Source organism: Paenibacillus solisilvae (genome assembly GCF_042656405.1).
Classification (GTDB): Bacteria; Bacillota; Bacilli; order Paenibacillales; family Paenibacillaceae; genus Paenibacillus_Z; species Paenibacillus_Z solisilvae.
Map to the genome: position 1 here is coordinate 43,255 of NZ_JBHSOW010000063.1, position 24,728 is coordinate 67,982.

General features: G+C 48.5%; 29 protein-coding genes. 1 reads left to right on the top strand and 28 read right to left on the bottom strand.

Features of this window, described 5'->3' with window-relative positions; genetic code table 11:
- Positions 1–36: 36 nt before the first annotated feature.
- From dapB to ACFPYJ_RS17045, 3 genes are read right to left on the bottom strand one after another with little or no spacing between them, the layout of a single operon-like run.
- Positions 37–840, bottom strand: coding sequence for a 4-hydroxy-tetrahydrodipicolinate reductase (gene dapB / locus ACFPYJ_RS17035; protein ID WP_379189363.1), 804 nt, complete (start codon positions 838–840; stop codon positions 37–39).
- A 26-nt stretch (positions 841–866) separates the two neighbouring features.
- Positions 867–1,397: a tetratricopeptide repeat protein gene (locus tag ACFPYJ_RS17040; protein ID WP_379189364.1), complete on the bottom strand. Its 531-nt coding sequence runs from the start codon at positions 1,395–1,397 to the stop codon at positions 867–869.
- Between the two features lie 54 nt (positions 1,398–1,451).
- Positions 1,452–1,787: a nucleotide pyrophosphohydrolase gene (locus tag ACFPYJ_RS17045; RefSeq protein ID WP_379189365.1), complete on the bottom strand. Its 336-nt coding sequence runs from the start codon at positions 1,785–1,787 to the stop codon at positions 1,452–1,454.
- 148 nt (positions 1,788–1,935) lie between these two features.
- Between ACFPYJ_RS17045 and ACFPYJ_RS17050 the strand changes: the two genes are divergently transcribed.
- On the top strand, positions 1,936–2,802 hold the full coding sequence (locus ACFPYJ_RS17050; RefSeq protein ID WP_379189366.1) for a YitT family protein: 867 nt from the start codon (positions 1,936–1,938) through the stop codon (positions 2,800–2,802).
- 18 nt (positions 2,803–2,820) lie between these two features.
- Here ACFPYJ_RS17050 and ACFPYJ_RS17055 read toward each other — a convergent pair whose 3' ends face one another.
- The 25 genes from ACFPYJ_RS17055 to ndk all read right to left on the bottom strand — a co-directional run bounded on the left by ACFPYJ_RS17055 (position 2,821) and on the right by ndk (position 24,720).
- The gene (locus tag ACFPYJ_RS17055; RefSeq protein WP_379189367.1) at positions 2,821–3,753 is read right to left on the bottom strand and encodes a sporulation protein YpjB; all 933 of its coding nucleotides are present in this window, start codon (positions 3,751–3,753) and stop codon (positions 2,821–2,823) included.
- Positions 3,754–3,796: 43 nt separating this feature from the next.
- Positions 3,797–4,381, bottom strand: a complete 585-nt coding sequence (locus ACFPYJ_RS17060) for a DUF1405 domain-containing protein (protein WP_379189512.1) — start codon at positions 4,379–4,381, stop codon at positions 3,797–3,799.
- A gap of 141 nt (positions 4,382–4,522) precedes the next feature.
- Positions 4,523–5,407, bottom strand: a complete 885-nt coding sequence (locus tag ACFPYJ_RS17065; protein WP_379189368.1) for a c-type cytochrome — start codon at positions 5,405–5,407, stop codon at positions 4,523–4,525.
- A gap of 22 nt (positions 5,408–5,429) precedes the next feature.
- Positions 5,430–6,101, bottom strand: coding sequence for a menaquinol-cytochrome c reductase cytochrome b subunit (qcrB, locus tag ACFPYJ_RS17070; protein WP_379189370.1), 672 nt, complete (start codon positions 6,099–6,101; stop codon positions 5,430–5,432).
- A 17-nt stretch (positions 6,102–6,118) separates the two neighbouring features.
- On the bottom strand, positions 6,119–6,649 hold the full coding sequence (locus ACFPYJ_RS17075; RefSeq protein WP_379189371.1) for a ubiquinol-cytochrome c reductase iron-sulfur subunit: 531 nt from the start codon (positions 6,647–6,649) through the stop codon (positions 6,119–6,121).
- A gap of 245 nt (positions 6,650–6,894) precedes the next feature.
- Positions 6,895–7,308 carry a DUF2487 family protein gene (locus ACFPYJ_RS17080; RefSeq protein ID WP_379189372.1) on the bottom strand — a complete coding sequence of 138 codons (414 nt, stop codon included), beginning with the start codon at positions 7,306–7,308 and terminating at the stop codon, positions 6,895–6,897.
- A gap of 148 nt (positions 7,309–7,456) precedes the next feature.
- Positions 7,457–7,639: an IDEAL domain-containing protein gene (locus ACFPYJ_RS17085; protein WP_379189373.1), complete on the bottom strand. Its 183-nt coding sequence runs from the start codon at positions 7,637–7,639 to the stop codon at positions 7,457–7,459.
- 284 nt (positions 7,640–7,923) lie between these two features.
- Positions 7,924–9,132, bottom strand: coding sequence for a hypothetical protein (locus tag ACFPYJ_RS17090; RefSeq protein WP_379189374.1), 1,209 nt, complete (start codon positions 9,130–9,132; stop codon positions 7,924–7,926).
- A gap of 142 nt (positions 9,133–9,274) precedes the next feature.
- The gene (locus ACFPYJ_RS17095; RefSeq protein ID WP_379189375.1) at positions 9,275–9,871 is read right to left on the bottom strand and encodes a histidine phosphatase family protein; all 597 of its coding nucleotides are present in this window, start codon (positions 9,869–9,871) and stop codon (positions 9,275–9,277) included.
- Positions 9,872–9,960: 89 nt separating this feature from the next.
- Positions 9,961–10,563 (bottom strand): anti-sigma factor family protein, encoded by a 603-nt coding sequence (locus ACFPYJ_RS17100; RefSeq protein WP_379189376.1) that lies wholly within the window; start codon positions 10,561–10,563, stop codon positions 9,961–9,963.
- Positions 10,560–11,156: an RNA polymerase sigma factor gene (locus ACFPYJ_RS17105; RefSeq protein ID WP_379189377.1), complete on the bottom strand. Its 597-nt coding sequence runs from the start codon at positions 11,154–11,156 to the stop codon at positions 10,560–10,562. Before ACFPYJ_RS17105 ends, ACFPYJ_RS17100 begins: the two co-directional genes overlap by 4 nt.
- A 445-nt stretch (positions 11,157–11,601) precedes the next feature.
- Positions 11,602–12,693, bottom strand: a complete 1,092-nt coding sequence (locus tag ACFPYJ_RS17110; protein ID WP_379189379.1) for a prephenate dehydrogenase — start codon at positions 12,691–12,693, stop codon at positions 11,602–11,604.
- Between the two features lie 4 nt (positions 12,694–12,697).
- Positions 12,698–13,795: a histidinol-phosphate transaminase gene (hisC, locus tag ACFPYJ_RS17115; RefSeq protein WP_379189380.1), complete on the bottom strand. Its 1,098-nt coding sequence runs from the start codon at positions 13,793–13,795 to the stop codon at positions 12,698–12,700.
- Between the two features lie 108 nt (positions 13,796–13,903).
- Complete coding sequence (trpA, locus tag ACFPYJ_RS17120; protein ID WP_379189381.1) at positions 13,904–14,722, bottom strand: tryptophan synthase subunit alpha; 819 nt, start codon at positions 14,720–14,722, stop codon at positions 13,904–13,906.
- Complete coding sequence (trpB, locus tag ACFPYJ_RS17125) at positions 14,712–15,914, bottom strand: tryptophan synthase subunit beta (protein WP_379189382.1); 1,203 nt, start codon at positions 15,912–15,914, stop codon at positions 14,712–14,714. Before trpB ends, trpA begins: the two co-directional genes overlap by 11 nt.
- Positions 15,911–16,618 (bottom strand): phosphoribosylanthranilate isomerase, encoded by a 708-nt coding sequence (locus ACFPYJ_RS17130; protein WP_379189383.1) that lies wholly within the window; start codon positions 16,616–16,618, stop codon positions 15,911–15,913. Before ACFPYJ_RS17130 ends, trpB begins: the two co-directional genes overlap by 4 nt.
- Positions 16,615–17,412: an indole-3-glycerol phosphate synthase TrpC gene (gene trpC / locus ACFPYJ_RS17135; RefSeq protein ID WP_379189384.1), complete on the bottom strand. Its 798-nt coding sequence runs from the start codon at positions 17,410–17,412 to the stop codon at positions 16,615–16,617. The genes ACFPYJ_RS17130 and trpC overlap by 4 nt, the downstream gene beginning before the upstream one ends.
- Entirely contained in the window at positions 17,402–18,445 is a 1,044-nt protein-coding gene (gene trpD / locus ACFPYJ_RS17140) for an anthranilate phosphoribosyltransferase (protein ID WP_379189513.1), read from the bottom strand. Before trpD ends, trpC begins: the two co-directional genes overlap by 11 nt.
- A gap of 11 nt (positions 18,446–18,456) precedes the next feature.
- Complete coding sequence (gene trpE / locus ACFPYJ_RS17145) at positions 18,457–20,013, bottom strand: anthranilate synthase component I (protein ID WP_379189385.1); 1,557 nt, start codon at positions 20,011–20,013, stop codon at positions 18,457–18,459.
- 347 nt (positions 20,014–20,360) lie between these two features.
- Positions 20,361–20,729, bottom strand: coding sequence for a chorismate mutase (aroH, locus tag ACFPYJ_RS17150; protein ID WP_379189386.1), 369 nt, complete (start codon positions 20,727–20,729; stop codon positions 20,361–20,363).
- Between the two features lie 2 nt (positions 20,730–20,731).
- Positions 20,732–21,832 (bottom strand): 3-dehydroquinate synthase, encoded by a 1,101-nt coding sequence (gene aroB, locus ACFPYJ_RS17155; RefSeq protein ID WP_379189514.1) that lies wholly within the window; start codon positions 21,830–21,832, stop codon positions 20,732–20,734.
- An 8-nt stretch (positions 21,833–21,840) separates the two neighbouring features.
- A complete protein-coding gene (gene aroC, locus ACFPYJ_RS17160) occupies positions 21,841–23,010 on the bottom strand; it encodes a chorismate synthase (RefSeq protein ID WP_379189387.1) in 1,170 nt (389 codons plus the stop codon).
- 203 nt (positions 23,011–23,213) lie between these two features.
- Positions 23,214–23,384 (bottom strand): hypothetical protein, encoded by a 171-nt coding sequence (locus ACFPYJ_RS17165; RefSeq protein WP_379189388.1) that lies wholly within the window; start codon positions 23,382–23,384, stop codon positions 23,214–23,216.
- 67 nt (positions 23,385–23,451) lie between these two features.
- A complete protein-coding gene (locus tag ACFPYJ_RS17170) occupies positions 23,452–24,234 on the bottom strand; it encodes a CheR family methyltransferase (RefSeq protein WP_379189389.1) in 783 nt (260 codons plus the stop codon).
- 42 nt (positions 24,235–24,276) lie between these two features.
- The gene (gene ndk, locus ACFPYJ_RS17175) at positions 24,277–24,720 is read right to left on the bottom strand and encodes a nucleoside-diphosphate kinase (protein ID WP_379189390.1); all 444 of its coding nucleotides are present in this window, start codon (positions 24,718–24,720) and stop codon (positions 24,277–24,279) included.
- Positions 24,721–24,728 lie beyond the last annotated feature (8 nt).

A 24,728-nucleotide genomic window follows, 5' to 3' on the forward strand; every position in this document is an offset into this window, starting at 1 on the left:
AGCCGCTCTCCTCTCCGATTACCCGCAAGTTTAACTCTAATCCATGACATGCTCGAAGCCATAAATAAGCCCCGTATACGTCATAACCTTCTTCACTGCTACATTGACGCCCGGCATATATCCGGCACGATCATAAGAGTCATGGCGGATTTTGAGCGTTTGGCCAAATCCGCCAAAAATGACTTCCTGCTGAGCAAAAACTCCCGGCAACCGTACGCTATGTATACGAAACCCATTATAATAGCCGCCTCGCGCACCTTCAATGGTTTCTTTTTCATTCGGATGACCTTGACGCAATTCTTGCCTTGCCTCTGAGATCAGTTCCGCTGTCTTTATCGAAGTTCCGGAAGGAGCATCCAGCTTCTGTTCACCATGATATTCGATAATCTCCACATGCGGCAAATACTTTGACGCTTGCGCAGCGAACTTCATCATTAGAATAGCGCCGATCGAGAAGTTCGGCGCGATTAACCCGCCGATTTCTTGGCTCCTGCACAGCTTGTCCAGCTCTGACATCTGTTCCGGAGTAATGCCGGTCGTTCCGATAACAGGACGAACACCGTGCCGTATGGCTGTTTCTGTAATGCTGTAAGCAGCATGAGGCACGGTGAAGTCTACAAGTACATCTGCTGTTGCTTGGGATAGAGCAGTTTCCAAATCTGGAGAAACGGTTACACCGCAGGGGGATAGTCCGACGAGCGTTCCCGCATCAATCGGACCGGCTGAAGGGCTGACCGCAGCAGCAAGCTGCAATTGTTCATCTTGAAGCACCATTTTTACAACTTCGCGGCCCATTCGCCCGCCTGCACCTGTTACGACGACTTTTATTGGTTCTGTCATTGACTATTTCACCTGTATCCCTTCAGTTATCTTCTCTTTTTGCTTGCCCTCAGTGCTCTCCGCCGGCGGTTCATATCAGCCAGTAGACGACGCGCTGCCGAATGCTCAGGGTCTAGACGGATCGCTTCCAGTGCGCAGGAAGCAGCCTCATCTAATCGGTTAAGCGAAGCATACGCAGCGCCAAGCAGCAGGAGCGCATCCAAATTTAAAGGATCAAGTTTTGACGCCTCCTGAAGCTTATCGAGTGCCTGCTCAGAGCTTAGTGAAGTTTGCGCCATGAACAAGCTCTCCGCTTCGATAACCAGCTGTTTCGCCTGAACCGTTTGCAGATGAAAGGCATACTCTTCTTGCTCTGAATCAAGCTCTACCGCTTTCTCTGCATAGAGAAGCGCCTTTTGCCATTTCCCGCTGCGAGCGCATGTGATAGAGCATCTATAATAAGGGGCTGCATTATCTGGATCCTGTTCGATCGCATCCTCGAACCGCGCGATAGCCTGCTCAAAATCGCCGCTAAGGATGGCTTCGTAAGCTTTCTTTAAGCTGCTCTCTCCGTCCATCCGCCCATCCTCCTTGTACACAGGTTGATGGTACAGCATATGTATGGACCCGTTCTACGGTTCGACGTTTTTTCGAGTCCAGCGATTTGCATCGCGTGAATTAAACTTGTTCATCACGCGATCATGCGCTTCGGTCATATTGATTCCTAATGAATTTGCGAAGCATATGACGATGAATAAGATGTCGCCTAATTCCATTTCTATAGAATTGTCAGCTTCATCTGCTTTCTTCGGTTTTTCTCCGAACTGGTGGTTGACCTCACGGGCAAGCTCACCAACCTCCTCGCTCATCCGTGCTAGCATAGACAGCGGGCTGAAATACCCTTCTTTAAATTGCGAGATATAGAGGTCTACCTCGCGCTGCATTTCCGCAAGCGATTTTTCATTCATCGTGGTATTCCTTTCTGTTTCCCAAGGGTCTTCTCATATGTTATCGTAAAGCGCATGCGAAAACAATGCTTTTGCATTCGTTCTAAAAGAGCCATACTAGGGTATAGCTTTCATTCCAAGAAAGATCACGGAAGGAGTTTGATTCGATTTGGCTGCACGATTGTCGGCACTGCTGCGCACGCTTCCTCTTGTTATGCTTGGAACCGCGGTGTATGCATTCGGTTTGCACTATTTTATCATCCCCAATCAATTAATGGAGGGCGGAGTAACCGGAATTGCGATCCTGCTTAATTATGCGTTAAACTGGCCGCTTTCCATCTCCACTTTAGTACTCAATATCCCTTTGTTTATCCTTGGATGGCGTATCTTGGGACGAGCCCAAATCGGATATTCGATATTCGGCACAGTCTCGCTGTCTGTGTTTCTTGCACTTATGGAAAAACTCATCCGCCTGGGGTGGATCGTCCCCTTCCAGACCTCGAATGATTACATACTGGCGGTTTTGTACGCAGGGGTCACGTTAGGCCTCGGACTTGGCATTGTGTTTCGATTTGGCGGCACCACCGGAGGTGCGGACATCATAGCTCGCATCGCCTCCAAGATGAAAGGCTGGAGCATGGGCCAAATTATTTTGACCTTAGACGTGATTATTATCGGATCTTCGCTTATTTACATCCCTAAAGAAAAGGTACTTTACACGCTTGTTGCCGTATTTATTGCATCCAGAATGATCGATTTTATTCAGGAAGGAGCTTATGCCGCTAAAGCATTTTCCATATTCACGGAGAATGGGGAAGTCATCGCTTCGCAAATTACGAAGGAGATGGATCGAGGGGTTACTTTATTCCCTGCCCGAGGCGCTTTCTCCGGCAGACAAAAAGAGGTCATCTACTGCGTCGTCGGCCGTCAAGAAATCAGACGGTTGAAAACGATCGTTCGCAGTATTGACCCCTTAGCTTTTATCGTCATAACAGATGTGCATGATGTTCTTGGGGAAGGCTTCAAGGAGGAATAAAGAAATGTGGAACGCAGCCTATCGTTTCTTTTTGAAAAAACCATCTGTATATGGGGTTCCATGCCGCTGCTCATAAGCAAATCTGCGCCAGCCGGCGAATGCGAGAATACCCATGATGATTGCTGAGATATACAAAATAGCCAGCTGCTCGCCAGCTGCTCGCTGCTCAGCGTAAGCTATGCTGCCCGGTGCGGATTGGACGGCTGCCGTTGCAGAGTTGCTCTGACTTGCAAACAGCTGACTTCTCGCTGCGGTCAATGCTTGAAAGGCCTGGGGAACTGAAGCGGAATTCATCTCCGCTTCTCCCCTAGCAAAGCTAAGCAGCCGCTCCGTGTAATCGATTCGTCCCTTAAGCAGAGCAAGCTGCGAAGCCTCTCTTTGCATAAGCGCAGCCACTTCGACACGCTCGAAATGCTCCTTCAAAATATGCAAGGAAACTACTGCCGCATCAGCATGGCCCTCCAGCTGCGTATGCCAGGCCTGCAGCAGACGGCTCTCGTCATCCCGAAGCACACCCTCGTATTGCAGCCACAATGGCGCTTCAGGCCGGAGCAGAACATCCGATGCCAATTTCAGCCTTGCAGCCTGCATATACCAGGTGCTGCTTGTCCCGGATTGTGCAATAGCCAGCTTGGCATCCTTCACACTATGATCGAAAGCGGCCCAGCCCTGAATCGTACCGATGCGTCTTAAGCTTCCATCCGCAGATACGCCCTCCAGCCGCCCGATTATGGAATAAGCCAGCTGTCTATTCTCTTCATTGGCAGCTGCATATAACTGCTCCGCTAATTGATTTAACTGCTGAAGAGCCGTTCCTGGTTTATCGGGTAGAACATCACTAACGGTCACACGAGCAGCGGTATCAGAATCATGAACACCGCAGCCCCCGGTCAATAGCAGCAGTGAAGCGAATCCAAATATAGCGAAGAATGCTGATATTTTTGGGCTCATGCTCATCCCCCTCCTTTAACACTTTATGGGGGGATGTCCAAGATTAGACCTTTCGCAATCGAAGGAAGAGCCAAGTCATCAATAAGCTAAAAACAGACAGACCGATTGTGAAGGTTTGAACCGCATTCAAATCGTCCTCAAGGACGTTAGGAAGCCACGGAAATACGCCATAAGTATAATCGATGGAATCGTTCCATAGAAGCCACAGAAACGCAATGAAGGCCGCTAACCGTCCGAAAACCATAAATCTGACAAACAGCAGGCCTTCAATCGCCATCCCAAGATGCGACACAATCAGCATATAATGCTCCCATTCCAGCTGATCTCCTTGTGCTGCACCGGCAACGATCATCGTTACCGCCCAGATTCCATACTTTAATGATGTTACAACGGCAAGCGCTTCAATGAGGGGCCTTATCCATATCAACGCATTCGTTTGTTTATTGAGCACCGGAAACAAGAGGTAGAGCAGTGATAACGTAAAAAACAAGCTGGCCGTTGGACTATCCGGGACGAAGATGACACGCCACAGGGGATGATTGTCGATCGTATACTCGATCTGCTGCCAGTACCAAATGTAACCGTATACAGTTCCAAGCGCGTTTACTGCAAATAGAAGCCAGAGCATCGGTCGGCTTAAGAGAACAGATCGGCTCCATAATGATGCTGATGCTACCTTTGACAATGTTAGGCCTCCGTTTCCCATTTTATTCCTAATTTAAAAGAACCTGATCGCTTCTTACGATCAGGTTCTTCATCTGTGCTGTTATTATTCAGCTTTCTTTTGCTTAGCAAGCCAAGTCGTCAATTGATCGATCTCTTCTGCAGTAAGCTTGTCTTTGAAAGCTGGCATTTTACCGCCGCCGGCACCGTTTGTCACGATGTCAACAAGCTGTTCTTTCTTAAACTCGTCACCGATACCGTGGAATGAAGGAATTCCTGCACTTTCATTACCTTTAAGGTCTGTTCCGTGACAAGCCACACATTGTGCTTTCTTAGTCAACTCAACAGCCGGGTCATCTTTGTCAACGAGCGGAATATTTGCTGCTTCCGCAGCTGCTTCGCCTGGCTCTTGGCCTTTCGCTGCCGCTTCACGGGCTTTCTCTTCGCGAAGAATATGCTCAGGCACTGTATTCGTCAACTGCAGCTCGTGTTGGTAGTGATCCCACGATTGCTTCGTTAGGTAGAACACAGAAATCAATGAAAGCAGCATAAGAATAGAAGTGATTGGACGTTTGTAGAAACGGCGTTCTTTACCTGTATCCAAGAAAGGCGCAAGCAGGAGCGCACCGAACGCGATACCAGGTACGCCAACGGTTCCCAGAACAACGTAATCCTTCGACACATACTGCAGTTTCAAAAATTGATACAAGAACAAAAAGTACCAGTCAGGCATTGGAATAAAGCCTGCATTTGTTGGATCAGCCGGATAACCAAGCGGTGCTGGCTCTGAAATAGTCAGAACTAGAAACCCGACAAGTACGACAACCCCGACCATCCATTCCTTCAGAAGAAAGTTCGGAATAAAGGCTTCCGATTTACCAGGATACGAGGAATAGTCCGGCGGTACTTTACTTACCGGCACAGTGCGTTTCCGAACCCGAGAATCTCCAACGAAAACGACTTTTTCATCCGATTTGTGGCCATGTGCCATTCGCAATATGCCTCCTTTCGGCTTATAGTGGTCCCGAAATACCTTGTTTCCGGATCATAAAGAAATGCGCCGCTAGAAGCGCAAGGAGCGCGCCTGGCAGGAAGAATACGTGGATAGCGAAGAAGCGAGTTAACGTTTCTGCCCCTACGATTTCTCCACCTTGCATCAATTCTTTAACGTAAGTACCGATAAAAGGTACGGATTCTGCAATTTGAATACCAACCTTTGTTGCAAAGTAAGCTTTGTTATCCCATGGAAGCAGGTAGCCTGTGAAACCAAGACCCAGCATGATGAAGAAAATCAACATCCCAACGACCCAGTTCATTTCACGCGGCGCTTTGTACGAACCTGTGAAGAATACGCGCAGCGTATGTAGGAACATCATGACGATTACAAGACTCGCACCCCAGTGATGCATCCCGCGCACGATACCGCCAAAAGCAACTTTATGCTGCAGATAGTCAACACTCTTATAAGCATTGATGATATCCGGAACAAAATACATCGTCAGGAACATACCCGACAGAATTTGGATAACCGTGATGAAAAACGTCAATCCGCCAAAGCAGTATACAAATGCGGAAAAGTGATGAGCAGGGTTAACGTGCTCCGGCACTTCATGATCCGCGACGTCCCTCCACATCGGCGTAATATCAAGACGTTCGTCAATCCAGTTGTATACGTTTTTAAACATCTGAGCCTACGCCTCCTTTATACGCGTGTATTTGCTTTGACTGGTCCGAGATAAATCCAGCCGTTCTCAACCTTAAGATCATACTCGTCCAATGGTTTTGGAGCGACGATCAGGTTTTTGCCGTCTTTCGTGTAATGCGCATTGTGACACGGACAAACATACTCTTCGTTTTTCTCTGTGTTCCACCCGATTGTACAGCCTAAGTGCTTACAAATCGGTGAAAGTGCAAATGGTTTGCCGCTGTCATCCTTGGAGATCCACGCAGTCAATTCAGGGTCGCTTATATACCAACCGTCAATCTGGTGAATTTGGAATTTAAACTCTTGAGGTTCATTCGTAAGCTTAGTTTCCTCGACGACTTTGATCCATGTGCCGCCAGCTTTTTTCTTTAAAATCGGATCAACTGCAAAGCGTATCATCGGGAGCGACATACCAGCAGCCATAAAGGCTCCTGCACCTCCGAGCGTATACGACAAAAATTGACGACGGGACATTCCGCCTCGTTTCACCGGACTTTGCTTGGTTTCATGTTGTTGATGGTTACTCATCTTCTGTTCTACCCCCTTTGCTGAGCCATATCTTGTGTTCTGCCGAAGGCAAAACGTACGACGAACTAGGACATTACTTATAATAGCCTAGGTGATTTGGAGCGTCAAGAATATGGCGGGTAATTTGCCCAGCGGATCAAAAACGATCTTTAATTTGTTATTATTTTGTCACAATTGACCTTGTCTGGCATTTGTTTTTCCCAATCGAATGACGGCTTATGCACTGAATATGGAATTACTTCTACTTATCGTCCAAGCCATAAGATCCTGACCGCTTCGCTGACGGAATCCTTAGACGGCAAGCTTCCATCGGCCTCAACGGCAATGACAAGATCTGCACAGCTTAGCGTGTCCGCCCCATCCAAGGGGTAAGCTGCCGCTGCAATTATGTATCGAAAGCCAACCTTTCTTAAATTACGGCAAAGCTCTTCTGCCAGGTTCCCACCGGGGCCTTGGTCGAAGTGACAGGAAGGGTAAATCACAACTCTGCCTTTGAAGGGGCCTTCGATTAAATCCAGCACATCCCGCAATTTCTCTAATGCTTCTGTTGCTTCATGAGGCATTTCAGATCCCGTTAGGCCTGTCAGCGGCAGGATAGCGGTATCCAAATAAGGCTGAAGCTCCGCCCATTGTTCTTTGCTTAAATCGCTGAATTTCATCTTTTCACCAATCCTTGGGCTGCAATTTTCATAGACTGTCCTATATTCTACCATCCTACCACAATCTTCTGCACAAAAAAACGACCTGCCCCGCTTCGGATGATTTATCCGCGCGATGACAGGCCTCTTCTGGGCTTTATCCAGCAGCTCAAACGTGTAACGTTTTCAGTTCGTCAGTCAAGCGACGGAACGTATCCTTATCCCCGGAGGCAAGCGCCTTATCGATGGCTTGATATAACCGGTCTGTTCGGAACTTAAGCACGGCTTCGTCAAGGGTCATCTCAGCAGCTAGTCCGAGCATCGCTTCGTACGATACTTTCATTTTGTCCATAGGATACACCTCCAACACGGCGTTTAAGAGATCCTATATCCGTTTCCTTTCGCCACTTGTGCTTTCCATCGTCCATCTCTTCGTTGAAATCGTCTTCTCGTCCGGTGTCTGTTGACGACTTTTAGCAGGCGATCTAAGAGAAAGCGTATAGGTGTGACTACTGTGATCTTGTCTAGCTCGAGCAAACCGGCTCTACTAAATCATATTCAACGCGGCAAACTCCGCTAAGGACGTTTGGCCCCTATTCTTCATGAATGTGCTCCTGCCCAGTTCATAGATGCCCTTTATCCATTCAAAATAATGGCGTCATCGTCTATGCTTAAGCCGGCGACAATTGATTTGCCCATTGGTGTCATCCGGATGACTTGTCTTTGCTCTGCATGTTCACCGACACGAAGCAGACCAAGGTGCATCATCATCGTGAGCAAGCGCTGCTCCAAAATGGTCTCCGGCTGATCATAGTAATACGGCTTAATAAAGGGAACTAACGCCTTCATTAAATCCTCTGCGTTAACCCAGCGGCGGGACAGCTTATCGATCCAGTGAATGATGGAGCGTATGTTTGGAATCGGGCCTCTATAGAGTCTGATCCAGAATTGATAGAGCTTGTCTGATTGCTCCGGTGATTGGAGCGCCTGGCGCTCTTTTCCCGAAGCCGTTAATGTAAGCAGCGTGCTTGTTTCGGCAATCCATCCATTGTAATAACAATAATCATAGAGAAGGGATAGGCGGTTCGGGTATTCCTTCATTCGCCTTCCATAACCAAATCTCCATTCTCCGCGGGCCGGAAGCTGCTCTTTAACACCGAACAGCTCAAGAATTTGCAGCACGCTTCTCCTATACATCACACCCTCAGAGGTCAAGGGAATTTCATTATGATGTATGTAATTGAGAAGCTGACGAACATCTTCGCCCATTAAGAGCTGCTCATCCCGGTAAGCATCCGGTTCCCCGTCTGCATAGTTAACCTGAGAAGCAAATCTGCGTTCCATGGTAGCTTTGAAGCGTTCCTTCAAATCAGAAGGCACTTGAAACAAATAGCGATTCGATCCTGAATAACCATTAAACAGCCATCCATACTGCTTAAACCTTGAAATCGTTTCTCTTGGGCCTGACTCCGGCACCGGTTTTTCTTTTGAAGCCTTGTTGCGTTTGGTGCTTTTCTTAACCGAAGGTTTATCTGCGGGTACAGCATTTGCTGCTGGCTCCGCTTCGGCAGGCGGCACTCCGAATTTACTTTGCTGAACGCGTGCAACGAGTTCCTCTAAGCTGAAAGCATCTCTGGCATCAAAAAGCAGCGAATTAATGAATCGCAAATCTTCCAGCTTCATCGCACCGATTTGGGCTTCAAACACATCCCTGCGATTAACCGTTGATAATATAGACTGGATCAAATCGTTTTTCGAATTTCCATTGCAGTCGCAATGATACGTAGTCGCAATTCGGCTTAACTGGCCGATATCGGCATAGCTAAGCATGTCCGCCAAATTCATTTTCCGCCCTCCGTTCCCGGTTCCGCTTGCAGGTTTACTATCATTATTGGAACATTGGCGAAATTTATAACCTATGAAAATAAAAAAAAGCCGCTTATCCGCAAATTGCGGCAAGCAGCTGTACTCTTTTTTCCCATTGAGGTCAATAGCCTTGTTGCTGAAGTTCTTCTAAATGACGGGTGCAGTTATGTAGCAAGGGTGTCCATTTATCAGCCTCCAGCTGCATAATGGAGTAGGAAAGATTAACGATCGGTTTGTCCTCAATACCGGGACACATGCCTTTGAGAAGTTGGGCAAGCAAACTTCCATGAGTAACCATCAGAATATTAAGATGGGGATGCTGCATGGCCATGGCTTGCACGAAAGACAGTGCACGCTCTCTTACCGTTTCATCGGATTCCTGCCCGCTGTCGGATTTGCGCCAATCCGCCCCCCATCTTGCCAGCCGTTCCTCTTCTGTTGTTCCTTCAATTAATCCGAAGAAACGTTCCCGCAGCTTAGGTTCACCAGGCAATAACGGAATTTGGAGCTCTGCCGCAATGATTCTCGCGGTCTCGTAGGCCCTCTTAAGGTCGCTCGAGATTACCATGTCCCATTTTATTGAGTCTTGACTCAGCCTCACCGCTAATGCATTTGCTTGACGGATGCCCTCATCATTAAGAGATGTATCCGTCTGCCCTTGTATTTTGCCAAGCGCATTCCAGTCTGTTTTCCCGTGACGAATAAGTCCTATCCGCAAGCTCGGTCCCTCTTTCCACGATTAAAATACTTTAAAACGAAAATTCTCCAGCTAATCAAGCTGGAGTCTGCTCTTCTAAGTAGTATACGTCAATTTCGCGTCCGCGAAAACCAATTTAATATGAGAAGGGTCATGATAATGCCTAATATCGACAGTGCAACCCAATACTGAGGTACGGTCGGCACGATATTAATGATGATCGGGTCACTGATGCTCGCGACCGGTACTTCGGCGTAAAAGTCAGCGCTGATCAAGGATACATCACTCGAAGCATTCGCAGTTTCAATCAATCCGGTGAGCTTCGCCACATCCGTCGACGAAGAGCTGCCGGACCCCGTAAGGAGATAGAATAATCCGCAGACGAAAATAGCCATGCAGCAAGCAACAATGGCTGTTACGTTTCGGCGGAAAGCCTTAGAGAACTGATAACTCCGGTTAGAGACCGGTATGAGCCAGGATTGTTCTGCATAAATCCGGTCCATTACATCATGATTCACATGATCCATTGGACCGGTCTCGTCATCATGCTCAGAGAAGAAACGAATAAGCTGCTCGCTCTCTTCCCAGATCCGGAACTCTTCGCTGCATGTTTCGCAATGCCGAAGATGTTCGTCAATTGACCTGCGCTCTTCATCTTCTTCCATTAAATCCCAATATGCACCAAACGATTGTTGAACTTCGAGGCATTTCATCTTATTTTCATCCCCTCGTACTCTTCCAGCAATGGTGAATCGCCGAAATACGGTTCTAGCTGCACTTTTACACTGCTGCGGGCCCTGAAAAGAAGCGATTTGACGGAGCTTACCGTTTGCCCTAGAATGCTGGCAATCTCCTGATAATCCAATTGATCGTATTCTCGTAAAATAAGTGCGGAGCGCTGTTTCTCGGGCAAGCTGTTTATCGCTTCCCTAACCATCGTCATCCGCTCGCTTTGAAGCAGTCGCTGCTCTGGTATGGTATCTGGTGGTGCAACCGGTATGTATCCAACTTCATCTAGAGAAACGTTGCCAGCTTTTTGCTTACGCAGTTCGCTGAGTACTGTATTTCTTGCTATGGTATACAGCCATGTGGAATAGGAAGCATCGACTTCCCGGAATGAATGCAGGCTGCGATAGGCTTTGTAGAACGTTTCCGAGCATAAATCCTCAGCCAAGAGCTCAAGCTTCGCGCTCTTCAGCATGTGATAGATGAAGGCAAGGATCTTACGCTGATAGCGCCGCATCAATTCCGAGTATAGCTGTATATTACCGTCTTTTATTTCACGTATGAGTTGGGAATCGGTCATTGCGGGCGATCCTCCTTGGCCTTAGGAGTAATCCCGCTTCGGTATAACATTGTACCGAAGCGGGAGAAAAAAGTTGCGGTAGATGATAAAAAAAAATTAATATTATTCGTCAATCATTAATTCGTGGAATAAGAACATATTCCTGCCGTATTCGACGGCGTTCGGTTATCCCACTTTTTTACATTGATTACGTCTATTGTAACATAATGCGGATTGGACTTGGCTAAAAGAATTTCAAAAAATACGACTGCATTTAAGTTAGACGAAAAAAGCATTAGCTTTGTTCCCAAAAAAACAAAAAAAAAAAGACCGCCCTATTTAAAAGGCGGCCTCGCACAAATTGCGATGGATTAGGATAGGAGTGGAGAGAAACCATACTGTACCTTTATTATATGTATACGTTTTCATTTTGTCAACAAGCGTTTTCATAAATATCAGATTTATTTTAAAAATGCACAGAATATCCTATTTGTTCCAGTTTGGCTACTGCACGATCCAGATCCTCCTGCGTACGGAAAGACAAGCGGAGCACACCCGGAACATCTTCCCTGCTCTCAATGATCTGGATGTTGCTTAAGTTAATCGCACTGTTGCCGAGCTCTGTAGCCACTCTCCCGATAATACCCGGGTGGTCAGGGACATCCACATAACATTCATAGATGGAATGAATCATCCCTTTGCGGCGCTCCGGCAGCTGATTGCGAAACTGACCGGCTTCCTTAAAAGCTTCTTCAATCCCTTCTGCGTCTTTCTCTTCCAGCATGCGGATAAATGAAGATGTGCCTTCATTCCAGTCTTTGAGCAGGTTCAACAGTACATTTCGGTTGTCTACCAGAATATCACGCCATACGACGGGATCACTTGAGGCGATCCGAGTAATATCACGGAAGCCCCCAGCAGCCAGGACGCAGTACAGTTCATCCTCATTGCTGTAATGACGGATCTGGTTCACCAAAGCGACTGCAATGATATGCGGAAGATGGCTGATCGCTCCGACGATCTGATCATGCTTCTCTGGATCAGCCTGAATGATGTGCGCTTTTGTGTACTTCAGCAGATCAATCAGCTTGTCCACTTCTTGCTGCGGGACATCGGTATCGGGTGTAATCACATAAAAAGCGTTCTCGAATAAATAAATCGAGGCCGCTTCAACCCCGGATTGTTCCTTCCCTGCCATCGGATGGCCGCCAATAAAGGTTGCCCCCTCCAAACGGACCTCTCTTGCACTCTCCGCCACAGAAGCTTTCGTACTGCCTACATCTGTCACAATACATCCAGGCTTCAGATTCATGCTGCTTAGCTCACGAACGTATGGAGCAAGATTTCCAACCGGCACACATAAAAAAATAAAATCCGCACCTTCCGCCGCCTCGCGCATAGACGTTGTCGCATGATCGACAACGCCCCGCTCGAGGTACTTGGCTGCGGATGATTCGCGTATTGAATGGCCAACGACAGTAATTCCCGGCTTGCCTTTAAAGCAAAGCGCCAGCGATCCGCCGATCAGCCCTACGCCAAATATCGCAATTTTCTTCATAATGTCAGCCCAGCACCGCCGCTTCTGCTAATACTTCTTCAAGCGCCTTAATGAAGGCTTCATTCTGCTCCTGGCTACCTACCGTGATCCGAATATATGTCGGGTAGTACTGCCAGCGGGCGCGTGAGATAATGCCTCTGCGAAGCAGCCCGTCAAATGCTTGCTGTGAAGGGATTTTCGCATCAAACATCACGAAATTGCCATGCGCTTCAAAATGGCTGAGTCCTAGGCGATCGAGCTGTTCAGCCAAGTAAATCCGGCCTTCGGCATTACGTTCCCTGCAGTTGTTCAGAAACTCCAAGTCCTTGATTGAAGCCAAAGCCGCCGCTTGTGCGAAACGAGTTGTGTTAAAAGGCTCGCGGACCTGGTTTACGGAACGGATAACGTCGGGATGACCTACGCCGTAGCCGATTCGCAGGGAAGCCAGACCATATATTTTTGAAAATGTACGGAGTACGATTACATTATTGTTCTCACGAAGAAGCGCCAAGCTGTCTGGATAAGCTTCATCGGTTACATATTCATAATAAGCTTCGTCAAGCGCGATAAGTACATGCTTCGGCACTTCGCTTATGAACTTAGCAAGCTCATCCTGGCGATTGATTGTGCCTGTCGGATTATTCGGATTGCAGATCCAAATGATTTTCGTGCGATCGGTTACTTTGGCAAGAATGGCAGGAAGATCATGCGTTCCATCTTTTAGCGGAACTTCAATGATCGTTGCGCCTTCAATCTCGGCATTATGTTTATATTGGGGGAACGTCTCATCAGCCATGATCGTCTCATCGCCTGGAGATAGGTATGCACGGGCGAGCATCAAAATCACTTCATCGGAGCCCGCTCCAAAAATGACTTGATTCGGAGCAACCTGCAAATACTCCGCTATTGCTGCTGTAAGCTGAACACTGCCGCCGTCCGGATAGATGCTGATGTTGGCAAGCTCATTTTGAATAGCCAATTTAGCCTGTTCGGAGCTGCCGAACGGATTCTCATTGGATGCAAGCTTAATGACTTCCTTTAGGCCGAGCTCACGTTTTACTTCTTCTATCGGCTTGCCCGGCTGGTAGACAGGCAGATGCACAATGTTTTTTTTCGGATTCAACGATAATCACCTCATGAAAATGGCTTATAGTTACAAACGTTATGCTGTATATTGTCTCATAAGTGCCATGGATTTAAAAGGTTTATTCCAATAATGCGGCTCTTGTCCTCAACCCTTGAGCGCTTTAACAAAATCACGAATCTGGGCAAGTCCGTCCTGCTTAGTATCCGAAGACTGCAGCAGCGGCACAACCTCTTCGATTTTGCGGACAATTGCGCTGCCTACGATAACGCCGTCAGCCTGCTTCTCAAACCGTTCAACCTGCTCACGGCTGGAGATCCCGAAGCCTACGGCGATCGGAAGTGAGGTCGCTCCTCGAACGGTCGCTAGAAACTCTTCAATCCCTTTATGGAAGTCCGCGCGAACACCTGTAACCCCTAGTGAGGAGACACAATACACAAAGCCGCGGGCTTTGCTTGCAATGCGTGTAACGCGGTCGTTTGAAGTAGGAGCCACAAGAGGAATCAGATGAATGTTTGCTTCCTCCGCCATCGCTCTGACTTCCGAATCCTCTTCAATGGGGAGATCGGGAATAATTAATCCGCTGATTCCTTTTTCGGTGACGAGCTTGAAGAAACGCTCCAATCCGAATTGAAGGACTGGATTGTAATAAGTGAATAAGATAAAAGGCAGCTTAACTCCCGCGCTGCGCGCATTCTCCGCTACACGAATAACATCCGCTACCGAAATACTGCCATTCTGCAGAGCCCGTTCGGATGCACGTTGAATAACCGGCCCGTCTGCAAGCGGATCGGAGTAAGGCACTCCCAGCTCAACCATATCAGCGCCGGCTTCCTCAAGCGCTTGAATGATTTCAACCGAGGTGTTAAGGTCCGGATCTCCAATCGTTACGAATGGAATTAACGCTGCTTGCCCCTGCTCACGGAGCTGTCCGAATACATCATCAATCAGATTATTAGCGGCCATCTGTCCCACCTCCTAATGATCCCATGATGGTATGAACGTCTTTATCTCCACGGCCGGAGAGGTTAACGACAACAATTTGGTCCTTGCTCAGCGTAGGAGCCAGCTTCATTACCTGTGCGATAGCATGCGCTGATTCCAGCGCAGGAATGATGCCTTCCTTCCTGGTGAGCAGCTGCAGAGCTTCCATGGCTTCAGCATCTGTAATCGGAACATATTCAGCGCGGCCGGTATCTTTCAGATACGCATGCTCCGGTCCGATACCCGGATAATCGAGCCCGGCGGAGATGGAATGTGCAGGCTGTACTTGTCCGAAATCATCCTGCAACACATAGCTTAAAGAACCTTGGAATACACCATGACGTCCTTTAGTCATAGTTGCTGCATGTTCAATTGTATCAATACCTTTACCTGCAGCCTCTACGCCGACCATACGGACAGATTCATCCTGGATGAACGGATAGAACATTCCGATCGCGTTGCTGCCGCCGCCGACTGCAGCAACCACATAATCCGGCAGCCGACCGGCTTCCTTCTGAATCTGCTCGCGGGTCTCATCGCCAATAATCCGCTGGAAATCACGAACCATCATCGGATACGGATGCGGTCCTGTCACGGAACCCAAAATATAATACGTATCCTCAACATTGCTGACCCAGTAACGAAGCGTTTCGTTACAAGCATCCTTAAGTGTGCGCGTACCTGACATTACAGGAACAACTTCTGCACCGAGCAGCTGCATCCGGAAGACATTCAGCTCTTGACGCTTCGTATCCTCTTCGCCCATGAATACCTTACATTCCAGGCCAAGCAGCGCCGCTACCGTTGCAGAAGCAACACCATGTTGGCCTGCACCTGTTTCTGCAATGATTTTGGTTTTGCCCATTCGTTTGGCAAGCACGCCTTGGCCGATTGTGTTGTTTATTTTGTGAGCACCGGTATGATTCAGGTCCTCTCTCTTCAAATAAACCTTGGCGCCGCCAAGATGCTCAGAAAGCCGTTCTGCATAATACAGAGAGGTTGGACGCCCTGAATATTGATTTAATAAATAACGGACCTCAGCAATAAAATCCGGATCTTTCGAGTAATGGTTGTAGGCTTCTTCCAGCTCAAGCAGTGCATTCATAAGTGTTTCCGGCACATAACGGCCGCCGAATTTTCCAAACCGCCCGTTTACGTCAGGGACTTGAATCATACTCGCTTCACCCTTTCCACAAACCTTTTAATTTTGTCTGAATCCTTGATACCTTCAGTTTCTACTCCGCTGGAGACATCAACACCGCCTGGATGATGCTGCTCCAATAAATCATTCACATTATCTGGATGCAGGCCTCCGGCTACGTAAAGCGGAACCCCGATGGATTTGGCCGCTGCCGCATAACGGTCGATCACATGCCAGGCGAAGGTTTGTCCTGTTCCCCCTCCGGCAGTATCGATGAGAAACGCATCAACCTTACCACGGTACGGCTCCAGACGTTTCGGACCTTCTGAGATTGAGCCATCATGATCAGAATTGGAATGCTGCTCGCTCTCCGTGACGGAGAAGACCTTCCAGACGTCCACATTCAATTCTTGCCGGATAGAATGACACAGCTCAGGCGTTTCTTCACCATGTAGCTGAATCACGTCCAGTGGTGCGGTAAGCAGCAGCTGCCGAAGACTCTCGAGCTCAGCATTCACAAATACGCCGACTGTACGCGGGGGTTGGCCGGCCGGTGTCTGCAGCAGCTTCACTTCTTGAATAAGCTCGCCAGCAAGCTCAGGAGAAACCTGGCGGCGGCTCTTGGCGAATACGAATCCGATTTCATCAACTGGCAAACGGTTCATCGACCTGATCGTATCCACATCGCGCAATCCGCAGATTTTGACGCGGGTGCGGCTCTTCTCCGTTTGGGTCATCGCGCCTTCACCGGCCCCATTAATCCCTCAACCGCAACAGCCACATCCGGCTGACGCATAAAGTACTCACCAACAAGCACACCCTTCGCACCTGTGGACTTCACGTAGTCAATATCCCCGGGAGATGCAATCGAGCTTTCACTGATGACCGTAACTCCTTCTGGAACGAGTCCAATCAACTTCTCCGTTGTAGTGATATCCGTAACGAAGGTTTGGAGATTCCGGTTATTAATGCCTACAAGTCCAGCTTTACCAAGGCCGAGCACGGACTCCATCTCTTCCTGATCATGAACCTCGACAAGCACGTCCAAACCAATTGACTTGGCAATATCATAAAACTCAGATAATTGTGAGGGTCTAAGAATCGCAGCAATGAGCAAAATCGCATCCGCACCTATAACACGAGCCTCATAAATCTGCTTATAGTCTACCGTAAAATCCTTACGAAGGAGCGGAAGATTAACTGCTCCGCGCACGGCGGTCAAATATTCGTTTTTCCCTTGAAAATAATCTTCATCCGTAAGCACAGAGATACAGTCTGCTCCAGCCGTTTCATAGGTCCGCGCCAGTTCAACCGGGTCAAAGTCTGCGCGGATCAGACCTTTGGAGGGAGAAGCTTTCTTAACTTCGGCAATCAATCCAATCGAGCGCTTGGTTGCGCCCGCTAAGACGCGTTCAAACCCTTTGCATGGCGGGAGCTCCGCAATCTTACGTTCATAGTCATTCAGTGAAAAGCGCTCCGCCAGATCATCTACTTCTTTCCGTTTGGAAGCAACAATTTTATCAAGAAACATAGGCAAACTCTCCTGTCGTATGAACTAGCTGCTCCAGCTTCTCGGCAGCTTTACCGGAATCAATAATTGCAGCTGCGGCATCTGCACCGGCGCGCAGGGACTCCGTTAAGCCTCCCACGTACATGCAAGCTCCCGCATTAGCCAGAACAATATCACGGTAAGCACCGCGCTCCTCACCGCTGAAGATACGTCGAATAATGGCTGCATTCACTTCGGCATCTCCGCCGATCACTTCCGATAGCGAATGAACGGGAAGACCCAGCTCCTCTGGCGTTATTTCGTAGGTTCTTACGATGCCATTATGGAGCTCCGATATTTGTGTCGGTGATGAAATGCTGATTTCATCCAAGCCGTCCAAGCTGCTCACGACCATCGCACGTTTCAATCCAAGCTCACCCAGAACCAGTGCGACTGTTTCTGTGCGGGTGCGATCATACAAACCGAGCAGCTGGCGGTCCGCTCCTGCCGGATTCGTTAGGGGCCCTAACATATTAAAGATCGTCCGAACGCCGATTTCCCGTCTTGGACCTGCTGCATGTTTCAATGAAGGATGGTAGAGCTGAGCGAACATGAAGCAGATCCCGATCGATCCCAGACAATGGCCGGCCTGCTCGGCTGTCAAAGAAATATTGACACCCAGCGCTTCCAATACATCAGCACTGCCCGACTTTCCTGACATCGCACGGTTGCCATGTTTGGCAACGCGGACGCCAGCAGCCGATGCAATGATAGCCGATGCTGTCGAAATATTGAATTTATGGATACCGGAACCCCCGGTCCCGCAGGTATCAAGCAGACCTTCCTGCTCCGTATGAACATGATTGGAGTGAGCGCGCATCGCTTCGGCGAAGCCGGTAATTTCATCCTTCGTTTCACCCTTCATCCTTAAGGCGGTTGCAACGGAACCGATTTGTGCGTCTGTCGCTTCACCGCTCATAATGATGCTCATAGTGGCACGCGCTTCTTCGCGAGTCAGATTCTGTCCGGTTATAAGAGCAGCTATCGCACGCTGCATCGTCATTGGTTCATTCATCACGTCGCTGCTCACCCTTCCACAACCGCATTCGCGTAATAATCCATATTGATCATACTCTCGCTCTTAAGCGGAACTGTAAACGCCGCTTCTGCTGCACGGACCGCTTTAAGCATCGCCATCGCTTTGTTGACCGTTTCCTGATACTCGTTCTCCGGTACAGAATCCCATACAATGCCGGCGCCTGATTGAACGTATGCTTTGCCATCCTTAAAGATCAATGTACGGATGGTGATGCACGTATTCAAGCTTCCTCCGAAGCCGAGATATCCGATAGCTCCGGCATAAGCGCCGCGGGCTTCATTCTCAAGCTCTGCGATAATCCCCATTGCCCGGAGCTTCGGCGCGCCGGATACGGTCCCAGCCGGCATACAAGAGACGAAAGCATCGAAGAAATCTTTGTCCTCCCTCAGCTTGCCTGATACGTTAGAGACGATATGCATGACATGCGAATACCGTTCAATATCCATGTAGGAATCACAGCGCACCGTTCCGAATTCAGATACCCGGCCGATGTCATTGCGGCCCAGGTCAACCAGCATTAAGTGCTCGGCACGTTCCTTCTCATCTGCCAGCAGCTCGCGCTCCAGCGCCAAATCCTGCTCCGGCGTCTTGCCGCGGGGTCTTGTCCCTGCAATTGGCCGCGTCTCCACCCGCTCGCCGTCTACCTTCACCAATGCTTCCGGTGATGTGCCGACGATGATTTCATCATCCATTTTCAAGTAATACATATAGGGGGAAGGATTCATCGTCCGCAGCACACGGTAAACATGGAACGGATCAACCTCAGTTTCAATATTAAACCTCTGAGACAGAACAACTTGAAAGATGTCGCCTGCGCGAATATATTCTTTCGCTTGATCTACGTTGGACAGAAACTGCTCCTTGGTTAAATTGGAGGAAACTTCACCGAGTTCCGGATCCGCAGGAATTGCTCCGCCCGCCATTATTGTAGTCGGAAGCGGCTGCTGCAGCCGTTCAATTGTTGCTTCTATTTTGCCAAGGGTGGCCTCATAGACGTTCTTAATCTCATCGTCTGTTGCTGCCTTCGGAATATGCACATTGCCGATCACTTGGATTTGTTGTTTGAAATGATCGAATACGATAACTTGATCGCAAAACATGAATTGCAGATCATTCATCTTGAGATCATCCACACGGTGAGGCGGAAGCTTCTCATAATATTGGAGAAGATCATAACCGAAGAAACCGATGGCCCCGCCGGTAAATGGGGGCAGATCCGCAATCGCCGGGCTGCGATAAGCACGCAAATGGGCTTTAAGCAGCTCAATCGGTTTCTCACGAAGAATCTTCGTCTCACCGTTCTGCTCAATGACCATTTCACCATTCTTACCGCGAATGAGCATAAACGGATCGGTACCGATAAAGGAATAACGCGCCCATTTCACGCCGCCCTCCACGCTTTCGAGCAGGAACGCTTGCCGATCCCGATAAAAATGCTGGAATATCCGTATCGGTGTCTCCGTATCCGCCATCACGTGACGAACGATGGGAATTAAATTATACGCTTCTGAAAGTTTGATAACCTGCTGCAGCTCCTGATTCATACTCTATCTCTCCTCATTTGGAAAATAAAAAAACTCCTGCAGTAGCAGGAGTGTTCATGTCAGAAGATGGATCATGAGTGCTGGAACCACAATCATAGACGCTGCAGCCATGAACAAAGAATCCGTCTTGAAGACAGAAATCCCGTTAGGGTTCAACGCTTGAAAATGGTATTCATGGTTAACTTGCGCTCAGCTCTTCTCATCTCATCTAACGTCACAAACACTAACTCACTAGGCTCTGCTCTAAACTAACTACAAATCACTATACACCAGCGTTTATGAACCGTCAACATCAAACTGCACCTCTAAAGGCACAGCCATGAGTCTCGGTGATACATGATAATTGCTTATGCTTTTGTCAAATCCGGGCGAAGAGCCTGAGCCCTGCCCAAGTACACATGCTCAATTTCTTTCTGTGTTTTGTCTGTGTTGACGTGCAGCATAAGACGGATACATTTCTCCAGGCTGCCTTTAACCGGCACTTCAAGCGCGCACATAAGCGGTACCAGCTCCCAGCCTCCCATTTGCCGGATCGCGCGTGCCGGGAACGTATCGTCCAAGTCACCTGTTACCGTTATAAACACGCTGCAGATCTCTTCAGGAACGATGTTATTCGCTGTCACAATACCATTCAGTAATTCAACCGTAGCCTGCAGTATAGTCTGTTCCTCATTAACATCCACCGTAATGGCGCCGCGTATTCCCCGTACACTCATCCTTAAACGGCCTCCTGTTTCAATTGTTCCACAATCTCCCTAACGAGAGCAGCGGAGACGGATTTATTTATTTCTACTTTGCCGATTTCAACCGGGACGATAAACACGATGGTTCCTTCCATGAACTTCTTATCATGAAGCATAGCTTCCATAATTGCATCCGTGTCCAAATGCGGAGGCAGCTTCACCGGCAGTCCCACGCGAGATAAGACGCGTTTCGTAACCGTGTAGACTTCCTCAGATGCACCAAGCTTGACTCCCAGCCGAGCAGCACCGACCATTCCGATTGAGATCGCTTCCCCATGCAGCAGCTCGCCATAGCCGGCTACCGCTTCCAAGGCATGACCTATCGTATGACCCAGATTCAGAATGGCACGAAGATCATTCTCTCGCTCGTCTTTGGACACGACTGCCGCTTTTACACTGCAGCCTTTAAACAACGCATAGCCAAGCGCATCAGCATCAAGAGCTGTCAGCCGTTCCGCATTCTCGTCGCACCATGAAACAAACTCTTCGTCCCAAATGAGACCATGCTTGACCACTTCAGACAATCCTGCGCTAACCTCACGCTTAGGCAATGTTTGCAAGGTTTCCAGATCATACAGCACAAGCTCCGGCTGATGAAAAGCACCGATAATATTCTTAGCCATTGGATGATTGACGGCTACTTTACCGCCAACGCTGCTGTCATGAGCAAGAATGGTCGTTGGTACCTGGATAAATTTAATGCCGCGCATGTAGGAGGCCGCAACGAACCCGGCCAGATCACCGACAACTCCCCCCCCCAGCGCAACGATGGTCGATTTGCGGTCAAGACCCTCTTCAAGCGCTTGCCCGATCAGTTTTTCTAAGACGAGCAAGGACTTCGAACTTTCACCCGGATTAATAACCGAAGTAACGACTTTAAACCCAGCAGCAATTAGTACAGCCTGCAGCTTGTCTAAATGTCCTTGAGCTACAACGTTCTCGTCTGTAATAATCATAAGCGGTGATTTGGCGCTGATACCGCGCTGGGTAAATAAATCACCCGCTGCATTCAACAGTCCCTCGCCAATATAAATCGGATAAGTGCGCTCTCCCAGCTCAACGAGTAACTCGCGCATCTGCTCCATTAGTACTGCTCCAGCTGTGCCAAGTAATGATCATAGTTCGCTCGGATTTCTTCCATGGAATCGCCGCCAAACTTCTCAAGGAATGCTTTGGCTACTTCCCAAGCCACTACATGCTCCATGACAACACTTGCTGCCGGGACTGCACAGCTATCCGAACGTTCCACTTGTGCTGTGAACGGTTCTTTCGTATCGATATCCACGCTTTGCAGCGGCTTGTACAAGGTCGGTATCGGTTTCATGACTCCGCGAACAATGATCGGCTCACCATTGGTCATACCGCCTTCAAATCCGCCCAGCCGATTCGTAGCACGGTGATAGCCCCGCTCCTCCGAATAGAGAATTTCATCATGAACCTGTGAACCTTTGATTGTGCCGGCCTCAAAGCCGATTCCGATTTCACAGCCTTTGAACGCATTAATTGAAACTACCGCTTGCGCAATACGGCCATCCAGCTTGCGGTCATATTGAACATGGCTGCCAAGACCGATCGGTACGCCTTCTACCACACATTCCACTATACCGCCGATGGAATCGCCTTCCGCTTTAATTTGATCAATATAAGCGGTCATCTTCTCTTCCGTTTCTTTGTCGACCACCCGTACCGAAGATTCTTCCGTTAAACGTATGAGTTCATCAATCGGCAGATTGTTAGCCGGGGCCACAATTTCTCCGATTCGAATGACTTGACCTGCCACTTTGATGCCAAAGGCGGCGAGGAATTGACGCGCAACCGCTCCAACAGCCACGCGTGCTGCTGTTTCCCGTGCACTGGAGCGCTCCAGCACGTTGCGTAGGTCCTTCAAGTTATATTTGAGACCGCCATTAAGATCGGCATGTCCCGGACGAGGACGATGCACACGGCGCTTCTCTTCGTCTCCGCCCTCGATCGGCTCGATATTCATAACAGTCGTCCAGTGCTTCCAGTCATTGTTCGCAACGACAAGCGCAACAGGCGCCCCCGTTGTTTTTCCGTGGCGAACGCCGCCTACAATGTTCGCTGTATCCTTCTCAATCTGCATACGGCGCCCACGGCCATGGCCTTTTTGACGACGGTGCAGCTGAAAATTCAATTCCTCAAAATCTAATTGCAAATTGCTCGGCAGCCCTTCAATAATAGCTGTAAGCTGCGGACCATGCGTCTCTCCTGCTGTCAAATATCGTAAACTCACGGTAAAGCTCCTCCTTCAATCCGAACACCACGCGTGCGTTCCATCCGGTTATGTATATCAGCCCAAATATCTTTGCTCATTATAGTATAGCCTAGTCGGTTTGACAAGGAATACAACCTCTCTTCTAAATCGCCCTAACATAGCAAAAAGCTGTCATCCGCACCTTAAAGAAGGGCGGCCGACAGCTTGGTCCTTGCGTTTCTTCAACCGTTAACCGATCGTTTGCCAAGTAACACCTGCTGCGGGTCCGTTCTCAAACGCGGATCATTGATTAAACCTGCTATTTGATCGAGATCAATCCCCAGCAGCTGTGCGCATTCGTGGACATTCATAAACCCTCTTTGATAAGCCGCGATCACTTTCCGTTTGTCCATTCTTGCTTCCTCCAACACTAACAGGTTATCTACAGTATTGGAGAAGTTGGAAAACGGTATACACGGTTCAGGAGCGTTTACGGTAAAAGAATGTTTCAGCAGATTCAAAATCATATTGAGAAGGCGTAAAAATTTGTTCCGTACTGCCTACAAACAGCAGGCCGCCAGGACGAAGTGCGTTCGCGAACTTTTGATAGAGAAGATGCTTAGCTTCCTCTGTAAAATAGATCATAACATTGCGGCAAACGATAATATCAAAGCCTGAATCAAAGGAATCATGCAGAAGATTTTGCTGTTTAAAAACAATTGATTTGTTTAGTTGGCTGTTAATCACATAATGATCCTGATCTTGTTTGGAGAAATACTTCTGCAGGTATGAACGCGGAACGTCCCGGACAGAACGTTCGTGGTAGACACCTTGCGATGCCTTTTGCAAAACGATCGCATCCAAATCCGTTGCGAGAATTGCAGTGCGGTCTTGCGCGCCCATCTCAGCGGCTATCATTGCCAGTGTGTATGGCTCTTCGCCCGTCGAGCATGCGGCACTCCAAATCTTAATGCGCCCGCCGCTCTTCAGCATCTCCGGAATGAATTTCTTCTCCATCGCTTCCCATCTGCCCGGATTGCGCCAAAATTCGGAAACATTGATTGTCATCCGATCCAGAAATTCGTTCAGAAGCTTGCTGTCGAGCTCAATAGCATCAAAGTAAGAGGCAAATGTATGAAACCCGTTCTTCTGCCTCAGCGTAGTCAGCCTGCGTTTCATTTGCGCTTCTTTGTACTGCGAAAGATCGATATCTGTTTTCGCTTTCATTCGTTTTACAAATAAATCGAAATCCATATCCACCAAGCGATATTCCCCCGCTGCTACTGACTATGATGAATGCCTGCTTTAAATCCAGCGCTGGATAGAATGTTCATATTCCAGTACTTCTTCCGGAGAAAAGAATATACCGATCTCGCGTTCGGCACTAGCCGGTGAATCAGAGCCGTGTATGAGATTAAAATTCGTATGTACAGCATAATCAGACCGGATCGTGCCGGGCGCTGCCTCGATTGCATCTGTCTTACCAATGAGTGCGCGCGTTAAAGCGATCACGTTATCCCCCTGCCAAACCATAGCAAATACCGGCGAAGACGTAACAAATTGGACGAGCGGTGGATAGAAAGCTTTGCCCACATGCTCTGCATAGTGACGTTCAGCAAGCTCTGGCGTAATCTGCATAAATTTTGCAGCAGCAAGCTTCAAACCCTTTCGTTCAAAACGGGAAACAATTTCACCGATTAATCCACGCTGTACGCCATCAGGCTTGACCATTAAAAAGGTTCTCTCCATCCGTTCTC